Raw genomic sequence first — 14485 nt, 5'->3', positions numbered from 1 at the left:
GATCACGATCTTGACCAACGATTAGGAAATCCACCGCTAGCCCTCTCAAGTCAGGCAATCTTGAGTTAACCAATCCGGTTAACGTTGCTTAACTATTCACCCTACTTTTACCCTACCCAAAACAGCAATCAATTGAATCGCCTTTTGAGATAGAAATTTGCCAGTCCCTAGCCCTTCCTGGGCAGCTTGGGTTAAACCAGGAATCGCTCGCATTTGACCAGAATCTTGGCGTGAATGGGTTGACTGGTGAGCGCTTGGGATGGATCAGACTCCTACCGCGAACCGTTGAGAAAAGTCTGCGTAGTTTGATGTATGCAATGATGCCAACTTGACCATAATTCACCGAAAAACCAAGAAAGGCACATGCAAAACCAGACCTAAATGCTCAAAGGTAAAGTTTTGAAAATTGCAATGCACCCCAAAGCAAAATCGGCTGTGATGAATTATTGTGGCTGATTTTTGGGGCTGATCTCCTTGGAATTTTCCGCAACCATTTCTCCTCACTTTCGTAGTTGATTTGAATCGGTCAGCATCAACCAGCATCAACTGGGAGTAGCTTGGAGCGGTTTGGATTGATTTTTGCCTGATTCGGGCGAGTTTGTCAGAGCAAGCGATGAGCCTTTAAGTCCATTCTAGGCAGATTCTTGATCGAGATACAAGCACCGAGAACTGCGACAGAATCATGGCAAAATTTCAAAAAACCGTTGAAGATTGCACAAAATCAGCCAATAGCAACCGTATGGCTCCCTGAACCTCCGGGGAGAGGCCAGGGCAGCGCAGGACGAGGCTGGCGGTGCGGCCTCGCGATCGGCTCCAGCGCGATCGAGTGGGGCTGGGCTGGTCATCTCCGGGATTATTTCTGAATTTTAAGTATTAAAAATAACGTTAACTTTCTCCGGGCTGAGTCCTGTGAGGAAGGCGATCGACCCAGGAAGTTAACCGAGGCGATTGGTTGAGGCGATCGACCCAGGCGATCGGTTGAGGCGTTTAGTCCGCCATGAGTCCACGGGGCTGCACCCCAACCGATCGGCCTCAGGATGTCATTCTCAGGATGTTATTTCCTAGGCATCGGGGCCCAAAATGCTGACCAACAGGGCTTTTTGCACATGCAGCCGATTTTCAGCCTGATCCCAAACCCGTGATTGAGATCCCTCGATCGCCCCATCGGTGATTTCCTCGCCCCGGTGTGCGGGCAAGCAATGGAGCACGATCGCCTCCGGATCCGCCTTGGCCAGCAGCTCTTCATTGAGCTGATAGGGAGCAAATAGGCTCTTGCGGGCTTCCGCCTCGTCTTCTTGGCCCATGCTGGCCCACACATCGGTGTAGAGCATTTGGGCCCCGGCCGCCGCCGCGATCGGATCCGTGGTGACCACAACACTGGCGCGATCGCCCGCCAACTCGATCGCCCGCTGCACCATTTGTCCATTGGGTTCATAGCCCGGCGGCGTGGCAATCCGCACATTCACCCCCGCCATGGCACAGGCCATCATTAAGGAATGGGCCACATTGTTGCCATCACCCACATAGGTCACCGTCAGGCCCGCCAAAGTGCCAAAGGCCTCCTGCACCGTCAGCAAATCTGCCAAGGCCTGACAAGGGTGGGCCAAATCGCTGAGGGCATTAATGACCGGCACGCCGGAATAATCCCGGAAGGTTTCCAAGTCCCCTTGGTCAAAGGTGCGAATGGCCATCACATCCAAGTAGCGCCCCAGCACCCGCGCCGTATCCTCCAGGGGTTCCCCTCGGCTCACTTGGGTCACCATCGGGTTCAGGTCAATCACTTGGCCGCCCAGTTGATACATCGCCACCGTGAAGCTAACGCGGGTGCGGGTTGACGCTTTGGAAAACAACAGACCAAGCACTTTGTTACAAGTGGGCGTGATCGTCCCAGCTTTGAGCTGCGCTGCCAGAGACAGCAACGCTTGTAGTTCATCGCGATCGATATCCGCCAGACTCAGGAAACTGCGCCCTTTAAGTTGTGCTGGGATGGCATCCATAAAACGATATTCCCAAGAAATTTGGAGTTGGGTGATGGGGCTTGGTACGGGGCTGTTGTGATGGGGCGATCGGGCCAGGGCAAGCAGCCAACAGCCCAGGAGCCACGGCCAACCCAAGGGGCTGGCTCCCGCTGTGCCGTCACCAAAGGCCAGTCTCCCGATCGAGCCGCGTCCCGGAAAGCTCCAATCCTACTACTAGGCGTTGGTGGAAACAGCGTCGAAATGCACTGCTTTTCGGGGCTGTCATCTGAAATATGGACTGCGATCGCCTGTTTTGCGATTGCCGGTTTAAAGAAAACTCCATTCGCCAAAGAGATTGTGGGTTGTGCTTTGGATCTCCGCTTGGTGACCATAAAAGTCCACAACCTTTTGGGTCATGTGGGCGGCCCGCTCAGCAATGGTGGAAGCCAAATGGAGGGTGACGATGGCACAGGCCGCATCGCCGCCATAGAGCCGGGCCCGCAATGTGTTGAACCCAATGGCGATCGCGGAAACGTCCGTGGCCGTGGTCACATTGGCGGAACTCAGCTCGCCACTGAAAAAACTAATTTCGCCCAAAATCGTGGGAGCCGACAGCACATTCAGTTCCCGTTCACCCAAGTCAGTGTTTAAGGTGATGCGAACCTGACCGCTGGATAGGAAGAAGATGTGGCTGCCGGGTTTCCCCTGGTGAATGATGGTGCGATCGGCTGGGATGGTTCCCGACTGGCAGGAGGAGAGAAATCGCTGAAACTGTTCAGCGGTCAGGTCTCGGAATGCAGGAAAATCGCGAAAATTCATCTTCGCTCACTCGGCGGCCCCTGAAGATTTCCCATAGTCTATCCCGGGGGCCAAAGGGGCAAGGCTACGGTTGCGACCGTTCAATTGAGTGGTTTTTGACCCGCAGCCTGTGGATGGGCCAATGGGCCTGTGGGTTGCGGGTCGTTAACTCGCTAGTTAATTTGCTAGTTAACTCATCGATGGTTAACGGTTGGTTGTTAACTCATGGATGGTTAACGAGTGGTGATTAACGGTTGGTGGTTAACGGGTTGCTAACGAAACGATCGCATGATGGGTCAGCCCTTGGCCGCCAACTGCTCGATCGCCCATTGGGCCCGCAGCCGCACCACGAGATCCGTATCAGCAGTCGCCCGATCGCGTAACAAACCTAACACGCGATCGCCCAGCGTCGGTTGCGATTGCGCCAGCCCCTCCAGCCCCGCGATCGCCGCATAGCGCACCACCCATTCCAAATCTGTCGCATTTACCGTCAAGACCGCCAACACCCGATCGCGTGCCATCGGCACTTGCTCCGCCGCCATTCGTGCCCAACGCAACGCCCCCAACCCTTGGGCCGCCGCCCGCCGCACACTGGGGGCAAAATCCGTTTCAGCCGCCGCCAACAACAGTTCCAAAGCCCGAGGGTCGGCAATTTGGGCCAGCGCTCGCAAGGCCCAAGCCCTCGCCGTGTAGTTATAGCCATCCACCTGGGCCAAAATTGGCTCCACCGCCGTTTCCCCCAGGGCCACCAGCCCTTCCACCGCTGCCACCGCCGCTCCGGGGTTGTTGTATCCCAGCACGGCCATCAGGGTAGGAATCGCCGCCGGATCCTGGGCCGCCGCGAGCGATCGCACCGCGCCAACCATCTTGGCCACCGAGTCCGCCTCATCCACCGCCCGGATGAGTTGCGACAGATCAGGAGACAAATCCGAAGACAGCTCAGGGGAAGGGGCGATCGACATGGGTATAGCTCCGTTGGAATTGAGTAACTGTTGTTTTGAGTAACTGTTTTTTAAAAATTGGGATTTTTTGAAATTGGGATTTTTGAAAATTGGCTTTGAAATCAACAATCTGAAATCAACAACTTGAAATCAACAAAGAGCCAATGGGGACGTTTTCAAGACCCTTTCAAGGCGATCGCCTCAATCGCCGCTTGACCCAGCCTTGCTGATGCGATCGATCAACCAAAGATTGGCCGTCAAATTGCAAAAATGAGCAAACATCCCGTGCGTGTTTCCCAACACCACAAACACATCCAACGCTTGAATGAAGCGACTCGGATCCACAAAACCCAAATTAAACGGACTGCTTTGCATCAATAGCTTATTCGTGAGCTGGCCCGTCACAGCCTCCGCCCCCACCAGGGCCAACCCCAAACCAAACAGATTAATCAAAACCCCCAGCCGGAGCCGCTTGAGGGTATCGGCTTTGGATGGTCGGGCGTTTTTCGGGGCCTGGAGCCGCCGCGCATGTTGCGTGTTGGTGAAGGTGTAATAGATGCTGGCCAGCAAAGTCAGCATCGCCACCACGGCCACCGCCAACCCCCCGATCGAACCCGGACCCGGCCCCACCGGAACTGCACCGGGCGTTGGGCTGGTGCGCGCAAACAGCATGGGCGTGGTCAGCAACAGCAGAATACTGCCGATCACCCCAAGAAAAATTTGGATCCAAAAGCTGATGGTGCTGGTGCGACCCATCAAGCGGGCAATGCGTTCAACTTGGCTAACCACGGTGGGCTGGGAGCGGACACGACTGATCACCTTAACATGCTCGATCGCGCGGCCCCGAGTCCGATATGCTGATGGGAGCTGAGTTTGTAACTAATTGTTGCAGTTGTTGCCAGAAACGCCACCAGCCCAGCACCTTCCTCATCCCCCATCGCCCCACATCCCGTCACTCGCCATGTCCAACGATGTCGTTGTCTCGTCCACGCTGTTCTTGACGGTGTTGATGTTAATCGGCCTGGTCTTCTTCATCCGCGCTTCCGCCAAAGACCGCACGGAACTGGCTTGCTACATCCCCGAGACCATTCCGGAAACCGAACTGCGCGATCGGCTCCGAGGCTACTTCTCAGGGCGATCGTATCGCTTGGTGAATCGGGATGCAGACAACGATCGCGTCACCTTTGAAGGCCTGGTGGCCGCCAGCCCTACCCTTGCCATTTTCCTTAGCATCCTTGCGGCCGGCGGGTTGCTGTGTCTGGGACTCGTTTTGTCCATGACCATTCCCCAAATCCAGAATGCCGGATTAGCCCTAGTCCTCCTGGCCCCGGCTGCCGGTTGGTTCTATCAACGCAAAGCCCAGCGCACCGAACAAGTGCAATTGCAGCTCGAAACCAATGATCAAGGGGCGATCGCCCGGCTCTGGGTCAAAGCCCACCGCGACGAACTCATCGCCCTCGAAGCATCCCTCGGCCTCGAACCCACCCGACCCGCCAGCCACTAACCCAATCATGCAAAGCTGGGCTGGTTGCTGGGCAGAGCCAAAGAAACGTTTGGGCAACACTCAGCAATCGTTAAGGATGCAATTAACAATCGATTGAAACCCAGTCTAAAAGTCGGCTAACTGACTAATCAGATCACCCCTCCGAAAGGTTGCAGACAATTGCTGCAAAGAGAGGGCGGAAGCTGAATAAAGACGGTGAATTGCATCCTCAATATTTTTGACACTGCGATCAAAATATTCGGATCCCTGATTTTGAATTAGCTCCTGTACTTTAAAAAAGTGCTGATGATTTAAATCATCCACTCGCTGTAATTTCAAATCTTGTAAAAGATACTTCCCCATTTGCATGGCAATAAAACAAGAAGCATAACGCACAAAATCCGGGTCACTATTTGCCGGTTGGCGACGACGATGATCTGCAATCCTATACAGCAAAGTAGCACTTATAATCTGTGTGCCATTTAAGCTGCCAGTAAAAATTCGATTATAAAGTTTTCCAAAATGCTCACGAGTAGAAGATTTTGCCTGATGAGGGGCTTTTCTCCAAACAGCTAAAACGGCTGCGGCTGCTTCCGATGAAGTAATATCCTGCTGAGTTGGGCGCTCTGAGCTGCGTTTTCTTAAATAACGATAACCCAGTTGCGCAATATCCAGCTCTAATTGCGCTTGACGCTCATCATTTGCCTTCAGGTCTCTCAAATCAACCGGATTTTGGTTATTGGTAGCGAAGGTGATTTTCTGAACTAAATCAGTGTTGAAACTGGATAATTGATAAAGGCGAATCAAAATATAGGCATTCGCTGAGCGAGCCTGGTCGAGTGGTAGCTGCTGTTGTGCATTGACCCATGTTTTATAAATGGTCATGCAAGTTTGACCACCATTGATGATTTGTAGATTTTGAATCCGTACCTGATGATCGCTGCCTTGTAGAGTGTTGTATTCAAATTTATCGCAAATTAGCGTTAAACCATTGTTATAGAAATAGAGATAGCTGGCGTTAGTTTCAATGGTTTGGCGAATGCCATCATTAACTCGATTATTCTGAAGCCCCAAATATCGGCGAATATTACGCTCAAATAACCGCTCTCCATGGCGATCAACCAAAGTGGCAATCTCGCTAATGGCAACTCGCCCCACTAAGATTCGGTTGAATTCAATATCCTCAACCAGAATTTTTCCCGAAAGCTGGAGCGTATCATTAACGGGCTTCTTGGATTGCTGTAATTTAATTAGGCGATCGGGGTTGAGGTGCTCCCACTCCACTTGATCGCCAAATCCCGCAATTTGAATCAGGCGATCGGTCTGTTCATTCCATCGCAACCCGTTATTACAGGCGATCGCCCGTACTTGGGGAATATAGCCATCGCGAATCAGGCTTCTAATTTCTTCGACTTTGGCTTGGAGTCGGCGATTCAAGCTCTGATTTAAATTAATACTCGGATCAAATAAATACCGAATCGCATTAATTAAGCCCTTGATCCCTTCTTCGGAAAAATGGCTGGTTCCATCCAGTTTCTGTTTATATTTACCCTGGAACAGAGAAACCGTGAATTCACCATCTTGCTCTTCAGAGGCATAGATCGCATCCACTCCAAAATCTTGCCCTCCATCCACAATGCAATCAAGCGTGGCTAGGTCATCAAGATCTAGGATTGACCGAACACATAGATGGATGAAGGCTAAGGATTTCAGTCGTCCTCGATCGCCCTGCAAATTGAGATCGAGCTGTGCCTGCAACTCGGGTTTTAAGCGTTCTGCTAGGCTCTCGACCTGCTGATCAATAATCGAAGCCTTAATATCCATTGATCTTGATAAGATTGTGGATCAAACATTGTGGATCAAACAAAGATTGGATCGATCTATAGAGTCCGATCCAATCTCTATTCAAACTCAAGCGACTAGGCGATCGCTACACCACAAAATTCACCAGCTTGCCAGGAACGACGATCGCCTTTTTTACCTCCTGACCGGCAATGTGCTTTTGGGCCACATCGCTGTTGAGGGCGATCTGTTCTAGGGTGTCCTTGTCGGTGCCTGCCGGAACTTGAATCGTGCCGCGCGTTTTGCCCTTGATTTGAATCACGATCGTCACCTCATCGGCCACCAACGCGGATTCATCCAAAGCGGGCCAAGTCGCTGCATGAACCGAGCCGGACTGCCCGATCGCCCCCCACAATTCTTCGGTTAAATGGGGCGCAAAGGGAGCCAACAACAACACCAGGGTTTGAATCCCTTCCGCGAAAACCGGTGTGGTTTTGTTGGCGTAATCGTTCAGGGCATTACTGAGTTTCATCAACTCGGAAATCGCCGTGTTTAATTGATAGTCTTCGGCCAAATCTTCCGACACTTCCTTGATGGCGGTGTGGATGGCGCGGCGCAGGTCTTTTTCGGCTTTTGGATCGGGGGCGATCGCCTCGCCGGCCTGGGCTTCTAGGGAGTTGCTAACCAACCGCCACACGCGATTCAGGAAGCGGAATTGCCCTTCCACATCCGCATCATCCCACTCCAAATCCTTCTCCGGCGGCGCTTTGAACAGCACAAACATCCGCGAAGTATCTGCGCCATATTTCGCGAGTACGCCCTCGGGATCAACGCCGTTGTATTTGGACTTGGACATTTTTTCGTAGACCGACACCAGCGGATCGCCCGTGGCCGGGTCTTTCGGCTGGCTGGGATCGCTGAAGTCCACATCGGCCGGGGCGATGTATTTGCCCGTGGTTGGGTTTTTGTAGGCCATGGCTTGCACCATGCCTTGGGTCAGCAGGCGGCTGAAGGGTTCATCAAAGTTCAGCAAGCCGCGATCGCGCAGCACTTTCGTGAAAAAGCGCGAGTAGAGCAGGTGCAAAATCGCGTGCTCAATGCCGCCCACGTATTGATCGACCGGGGCCCAAGCGTTGGTCTTGGCCGGGTCGAAGGCGGCGGACTCGTTGCGCGCGTCGGGATAGCGCAGGAAATACCAGGAGGAATCGATGAAGGTGTCCATGGTGTCCGTTTCCCGCTTGGCTGGTGTGCCACAGGTGGGACAAGGCACGTTCACCCAGTCGTCCAGCTTGGCCAGGGGCGAGGGGCCGCGCCCGGAGAACTGCACGTTGCTGGGCAATGCCACCGGCAATTGGTCATCGGGTACGGGCACTGCGCCGCAGTTGGGGCAATGGACGATCGGGATCGGCACGCCCCAGTAGCGCTGGCGGGAAATCAGCCAATCCCGCAGCCGGTATTGGACTTTGGCTTTGCCCCAGCCTTGGGTCTCAGCAAATTCGGTGATTTTGGCCTTGGCTTCGGGGGAAGGCGTGCCGTCAAATTGCCCCGAATTCACCAACAGGCCCGTTTCCGTGTAAGCCGCCGTCAGGTCTGCGGCCTCGGCTGACGCGCCCGCTTCCGGCACGATCACTACCTTCAGGGGCAAGCCGTTGTTTTTGGCGAATTGGAAGTCCCGCTGATCGTGGGTGGGCACGCCCATCACCGCGCCCGTGCCGTATTCGTAGAGCACGTAATCGGCAATCCAAATCGGAATTTCTTCGCCGGTAAAGGGATTCAGCGCCATGCCACCCGTGGGGATGCCGCGCTTCGGCTTGTCGTCGGCGGTGCGATCGATCTCGCTTTGGGCGGAAATTTCCTGCACGAAGGCTTCCACAGCTGACCGGCGATCGGCCGTCGTCACCTGGGCCACGAGGGGATGCTCGGGAGCCAACACCACGTAGGTCACGCCATAGACCGTATCGGGGCGGGTGGTGAAGACGGTGATTTTGGTGTCGGCCAGGTCAGCATTCCCGACGATCGGGAAGTCCAGCAAGGCTCCGGTAGATTTGCCGATCCAGTTGGCCTGCATGGTTTTCACCCGTTCGGGCCAGCCGGTCAGCTTGTCCAAATCCGTCAGCAATTGCTCGGCGTAGTCGGTGATTTTGAAGAACCACTGACGCAGCAGCCGTTTTTCGACCAATGCGCCCGATCGCCAGGATTTGCCCTCGCTATCCACCTGTTCGTTGGCCAACACGGTTTGGTCGATCGGATCCCAGTTCACCGTGGCTTCTTTTTGGTAAGCCAACCCGGCGGCAAAAAACTGCAGGAAAATCCACTGCGTCCAACGGTAATAGTCCGGGCGGCAGGTGGCCACTTCCCGCTCCCAGTCGTAGGAGAGGCCCAAGCGCTGGAGCTGGCCCTTCATTTGGGCGATGTTTTGCTCCGTCCAAATGGCGGGATGCACGCCCCGATCGATCGCCGCGTTCTCAGCGGGCAACCCAAAGGCATCCCAGCCCATCGGGTGTAGCACTTGGTAGCCCTGCATCCGTCGCACCCGGGCGATCGCATCGGTGATCGAATAGTTGCGGACATGGCCCATGTGCAAATTCCCTGAAGGGTAGGGGAACATGGACAGGGCGTAAAACGTTTTGTGCTCCTGGGAGTGATCGGCTAGGTCAGGCGTGCGATCGGCGTTTTGCTCGGCCCAAACGGCTTGCCACTTTGCTTCGATTTCGTTGGGGTTATAGCGAGCGTCCACGGCGATCGATCCTCCTGGGGGCAACGGTTTGCGATTCTATACTGTATCGCAACTCACTGGCCTCACTGGTTTCAACCCGCTGTCTCTGGGGGGCGGTGCTATGATCACTAATAATTCACGATGCATAGATTGGTTTCAAACCATTAAAAACTATGGAAGCTAATCTTGTTCCCTCAGAAACAGCATCAGATGATCAAGTTCTAGAAGAAACTTCCGAAGCTAAATCTGCCAGCTCAAATGGAAACTCAGAAGCTGACATAGAAGGTGATGTTGATGATGGAGTTCCTCCTACCTACTATCCAATAACTAGCTATGGCGCAGATTACCCTATTGATGGATTAGTCAAGAGGCTAAATCGAGGCGACATTATTATTCCAAAATTTCAGCGATCATATATTTGGAAAATCGATCAAGCTTCTCGATTGATCGAATCCTTTTTACTTGGACTTCCTGTTCCTGGAGTGTTTCTGGCTCAAGAGAACGGAACTAATAAGTTAATTGTTATTGATGGTCAGCAAAGACTAAAGAGCTTGCAATACTTTTACAATGGTCAGTTTCCTGAAAATCCTGGCTCTGACCGTCATATTCCTTTTATGCTATCGGGTAAAATTTCTCCTCACTTCTTGAGTAAGACTTACGAAACACTCAGTGCAGTTGATCGACGAAAGCTCGATGATTCAATTATTTCTGCCACCATTGTTCGACAAGAAGGAAGCATGTATGAAAGCAATGAACAGGCTAGTATCTACCAAATCTTTGAGCGACTAAATGCAGGGGGGAGTCAGCTATCTTCTCAAGAGGTTCGAGCTGCTGCCTATCAAGGAAAGCTTAATGAACTCCTATCCGATTTAAATGGATATGAGCAGTGGCAGAAAATTTTCCAAGGCAAAAAGTCAGCAGCTATCCCAGACTTAAGTAAAAGAATGAAAGATCAAGAATTGATTCTCCGATTCTTGGCACTATATTTTGATTTACAAAATTATAAAGAATCCATGAAAGACTTTCTAAACTCTTTTATGGAAACACATCGTTCTCTCGATAAAGGTTACACTGACTTTCAAATGAAGGTAATCTTTACAAGAACAGTAAGTTTGGTGTATTCCAGCATTGGAGAAAAAGCCTTTCGCCCTCGACATGCTCTTCATGCCGCTGTATTTGATGCAGTTATGGTTGCACTAGCAAAGCAACTCGATAAACATCCTATTCAGAATTTAGCGGCTTTGAGAGAGGCTTACGAGAATTTGTTGTCTAGTGAAGAGTTTCAGCGAGTCAGTATCGATTCCAAACAAACGACGAGTTCTGAAAATGTTCGTAAGCGAATTGAACTGGCAAATCTGGCTTTTGAGAATATTCCCTAGTCACCATGCCATCATCATCCTATCGAAACTTTCATCAAGGAAAAGATCGAATTGATTCGTTAATTCAACGAGCAAAGTCAGTTGAAAACTTACAAATTCAAAGCGATTTAGCCTGTTATATTTGTGTTCGCATATCAGGACTGATCGAGACAACTGTGCAGGAATTTTATATTGATTATGCAGAGTCAAAGGCAGCCCCTACCGTAGCGAAATATGTCAGCCATAAATTGAGGCGCTTCCAAAATCCTGACATGAATAGCTTAAAAGAATTAGCCAAGGAATTTAGTGAAGAGTGGAGTACAGAATTAGGAAGCATAGATCAAGAAGTTCAAGATGCAGTTACTAGCATTGTTAAAACTAGACATAGTATTGCTCATGGTGCTGATCAAAGAATCACCTTGGGAAAAGTTGAAGCATACTATCGGCAAGTAATAAAAGTTCTGCTAGTCATTCAACAACAATGCGATATTACTGAGGGCTGAATTAACGCTTTTGGTTAGTGGTTTTGAAACTAATTTAGGATTTTCATCATGATTCCTGCTACTCAATTCATTCACGATCGCCCTCTTGAACATCCCGCTTGCACTGATGCAGAATTTATGGCGTTGGGACGTGATGGCCATCGTCATGAATGGGTTAACGGACAGCTAATTGATATGGGTAATTCTGGTGCCAAGCATGGGTATTTAGCGATTATTTTGAGTGCGGCTTTGTTTACAGTAGTGGCGGCTCAAAAGTTGGGTGCGTTGTTTGATTCCAGCACTGCCTTCAAGATGAAAAATGGCAACAAGCGATCGCCCGATATTTCTTTCTTTGCCAAGGAGCGGCTTCAGGGATTGGATGACTTACCGATCGGGTTCTTGGAGGGTGCGCCGGATCTGGTGGTTGAAATTCTCTCGCCGACCAATACGATCGAGGAAATTGACGAAAAACTCATTGAATATTTTGAGAATGGTGCTCGGCTGATCTGGGTGATTAATCCGCGTCAAAATCATGTGTTGGTGTATCGATCGGCAACAGAACCCGATCGCCTTTTGAAATTGACTGATCAATTAGACGGCGAAGAAATCATCCCTGGGTTTTCGTTATCTGTTTCTCAGCTTTTTCAGTCCCGTTCTTTTTAGAGCCGATGACTATTTCGGTGGCCGGTAATTTACCTACTCTGCCCCAGGCTGGACGATCGGATCAGCGGTTGCTGATGCCGGGAATGAGCTGGCAGCGCTATAGCCATTGGCTCGATCATCTGGGGGATGAATCGGGCTTGCGGCTGTTGTATTTGGATGGGATTCTAGAAGTTTTTATGCCGTCGCCAGAGCATGAATTAATCAAAAAGGCGATCGCCCGATTGCTGGAACGCTATGCCGAAGAAGTGGAAATTGACCTTCATGCCTATGGTTCCACAACGTTTCGGCAATCATCGAAGGCGGCGGGCTTAGAACCCGATGAATGCTATTGCGTTGGGATCCTGAAAACCCAGCCGGATTTTGCGGTGGAGGTCAACTTAACCAGTGGTGGGCTAGACAAATTAGCGATCTATCGGGCGATCGGGGTGCCAGAGGTCTTGATTTGGCAAGATCAGCAACTCACGCTCTATAACCTGCGGGGGGATGAGATCCAAATTGCTGATCGCAGCGCATTTTTTCCCGCTTTGGAAATTGCGCAGTTGGCACAATTTGTTCAGCCCCAAAATCAACCGGCGGCGATTAAGGCCTTTGTGAATTGGGTGCGATCGGGAACTGAGAATCCAAGGGCAAATTAGCGCCAGGGAATGGATTGGGTTTGGACTTTAAACCAAGCCCAGGTCGGCCGCCACTCGGTGAGCACAGGCGAACCCGGAGAAAGCCACCGCGTTGAGGCCTTGGCCAGGAAAAGTGCTGTCGCCCACGCAATAGAGATTTTTAACGGCGGTGCGGTTAAAGGGCATGGTGAGCAAGCCGGGAAGCTTGCGCCGGGGGATCGGCCCATAGGAACCATCCACTCGGCCCAGGAAGCGGCGGTGGGTGCGCGGAGTGCCAATTTCGATGTAGTCGATCGCCGCGTCTAACTGGGGCACGATCGGGGCGAGGCGATCGCACAGTTCTTGTGCTCTTTGTTCCTTTTGAGCTTGGTAGTCTTCGGGGCTGAGATTGAGCCAATCGCTGATCCAGCAAGGGGTAAACACATGCAGGATGTGGTGATTGGGCGGGGCCAAGTCTGGATCAAGCAGGGTGGGAATTGATACAAACACCGTGCCGTAGGCGGCTTCCATCTGTTCCCAATCCTTGACTAGGATGTGGTGGCAGTCTGTGCCAGCGGGCAGGGCATCGGCGCGCACACCCATGTGGACGCTGAGGAAGCTGGGGGATTTTTGATAGCGCTCTTGCCAACGATCTTCGTCCAGGGGTTGATCCCGATCGAGCAGTTGGCCGAAGGTATCCCAGCGGGTGGCATTGGAAATCACCCGTTTGGCCCGCAACAGTTCGCCCGAAGCGAGCTTCACACCCACGGCGCGGCCTCCTTCCGTCACGATTTGGGTCACCCGTGCTTTGTATTGAATTCGGCCGCCGTGGGTCTCCAGCCCATCCACCAGCTTTTGGGCAATTTGACCCACGCCGCCTTTGGGATAGTTAATGCCGCCGTAGTGGCGATCGCTGAAAACCATGCCTGCGTTGATGGCTGGGGTGAGATCCGCCGGAACCACTGACCAGCAGTAGCATTCGATATCAATGAATTTCAGTAGTTCCGGATCGCTGATGTAGCGTCGGGCGATCGCCCCGACATTTTGGGGTAAATATTTCACCAAGCCCAAACAGGCCAACGGATTTTGGAAAAAGACCCGCATGAGGTAGCGCAGTTCTTCGAGCGACAGCAGCTCCATCGCATTCAGACAGTTAAAGATCGTCCAGCACTCGTCATAAAACTGGCGAATGCCTTGGCGCTCGTGGGGGAATCGATCGCCCAATTCCTGCAAAAACTGTTCGTAGTCCCGATGCACTTTCACTTCCAACTGGTTGGGAAGGTGATAGTGAATTTGCACGGGGTCAGGAATGGTTTCGATCGTTTGGCCCACCGCTGCCAGAGCGCGGGTTAGCAAGTTGGTTGTGCCCTGTTGCCCAAAGCCAAAAATCATCGATGCGCCCACGTCGAAGCGGTAGCCCTCGCGCTCAAAATAGCCAGCACTGCCGCCAGGGATGAGGTAGCGCTCTAACACCAGCACCTTGGCTCCCTTAGCAGCCAATTGGGTGGCCGTGACCAATCCGCCAATACCGGAACCAATGACGATCGCATCCCAATCACGGGGCAATGGGTCGGTTTGCAGGGCGGTGGTGGTCGGGGCGATCGAGGGCTTATCCACGGCGGTCATGGCGACGGAAAGGGCGAAACAGCAACGGCAAGGCCCAGGGGCGCGGCCATGTTTGAGTGTAGCGTTCTCGTTGCGCGGCTCCAAC

The 14485-nt window shown here is 52.3% G+C and carries 12 protein-coding genes; 5 read left to right on the top strand and 7 right to left on the bottom strand.

Features of this window, described 5'->3' with window-relative positions; translation table 11 throughout:
- Nucleotides 1-1061: 1061 nt before the first annotated feature.
- From argF to H6G53_RS10285, 4 genes are all read right to left on the bottom strand, one after another.
- Nucleotides 1062-1997, bottom strand: a complete 936-nt coding sequence (gene argF / locus H6G53_RS10300) for an ornithine carbamoyltransferase (RefSeq protein ID WP_190532692.1) — start codon at nt 1995-1997, stop codon at nt 1062-1064.
- A gap of 288 nt (nt 1998-2285) precedes the next feature.
- Nucleotides 2286-2777 carry a Crp/Fnr family transcriptional regulator gene (locus H6G53_RS10295; protein ID WP_099535169.1) on the bottom strand — a complete coding sequence of 164 codons (492 nt, stop codon included), beginning with the start codon at nt 2775-2777 and terminating at the stop codon, nt 2286-2288.
- Nucleotides 2778-3052: 275 nt separating this feature from the next.
- A complete protein-coding gene (locus H6G53_RS10290) occupies nt 3053-3718 on the bottom strand; it encodes a HEAT repeat domain-containing protein (protein WP_190353995.1) in 666 nt (221 codons plus the stop codon).
- Between the two features lie 180 nt (nt 3719-3898).
- Nucleotides 3899-4486: a DUF3611 family protein gene (locus H6G53_RS10285; RefSeq protein WP_158234543.1), complete on the bottom strand. Its 588-nt coding sequence runs from the start codon at nt 4484-4486 to the stop codon at nt 3899-3901.
- Nucleotides 4487-4658: 172 nt separating this feature from the next.
- Between H6G53_RS10285 and H6G53_RS10280 the strand changes: the two genes are divergently transcribed.
- A complete protein-coding gene (locus H6G53_RS10280; protein ID WP_099535163.1) occupies nt 4659-5201 on the top strand; it encodes a cofactor assembly of complex C subunit B in 543 nt (180 codons plus the stop codon).
- Nucleotides 5202-5306: 105 nt separating this feature from the next.
- Here H6G53_RS10280 and H6G53_RS10275 read toward each other — a convergent pair whose 3' ends face one another.
- Complete coding sequence (locus H6G53_RS10275) at nt 5307-7004, bottom strand: AIPR family protein (RefSeq protein ID WP_190532627.1); 1698 nt, start codon at nt 7002-7004, stop codon at nt 5307-5309.
- Between the two features lie 106 nt (nt 7005-7110).
- Entirely contained in the window at nt 7111-9699 is a 2589-nt protein-coding gene (gene leuS, locus H6G53_RS10270) for a leucine--tRNA ligase (protein ID WP_190532622.1), read from the bottom strand.
- A 152-nt stretch (nt 9700-9851) separates the two neighbouring features.
- Here leuS and H6G53_RS10265 point away from each other — a divergent pair, with 152 nt between their 5' ends.
- Genes H6G53_RS10265 through H6G53_RS10250 form a run of 4 tightly spaced genes read left to right on the top strand, consistent with a single transcriptional unit; the run spans nt 9852 to nt 12816 of the window.
- Entirely contained in the window at nt 9852-11057 is a 1206-nt protein-coding gene (locus H6G53_RS10265) for a DUF262 domain-containing protein (protein WP_190532619.1), read from the top strand.
- A 5-nt stretch (nt 11058-11062) separates the two neighbouring features.
- On the top strand, nt 11063-11539 hold the full coding sequence (locus H6G53_RS10260) for a HEPN domain-containing protein (protein WP_190532616.1): 477 nt from the start codon (nt 11063-11065) through the stop codon (nt 11537-11539).
- Between the two features lie 48 nt (nt 11540-11587).
- A complete protein-coding gene (locus H6G53_RS10255; protein WP_190532614.1) occupies nt 11588-12181 on the top strand; it encodes a Uma2 family endonuclease in 594 nt (197 codons plus the stop codon).
- 5 nt (nt 12182-12186) lie between these two features.
- Nucleotides 12187-12816 carry a Uma2 family endonuclease gene (locus H6G53_RS10250; protein ID WP_190532611.1) on the top strand — a complete coding sequence of 210 codons (630 nt, stop codon included), beginning with the start codon at nt 12187-12189 and terminating at the stop codon, nt 12814-12816.
- A gap of 27 nt (nt 12817-12843) precedes the next feature.
- Here H6G53_RS10250 and crtH read toward each other — a convergent pair whose 3' ends face one another.
- Entirely contained in the window at nt 12844-14400 is a 1557-nt protein-coding gene (gene crtH, locus H6G53_RS10245) for a carotenoid isomerase (RefSeq protein WP_190532608.1), read from the bottom strand.
- Nucleotides 14401-14485: the final 85 nt, after the last annotated feature.

Source organism: Limnothrix sp. FACHB-406 (genome assembly GCF_014698235.1).
GTDB lineage: Bacteria > Cyanobacteriota > Cyanobacteriia > CACIAM-69d > CACIAM-69d > CACIAM-69d.
This window is presented reverse-complemented; position numbering and strand designations above follow the sequence as displayed.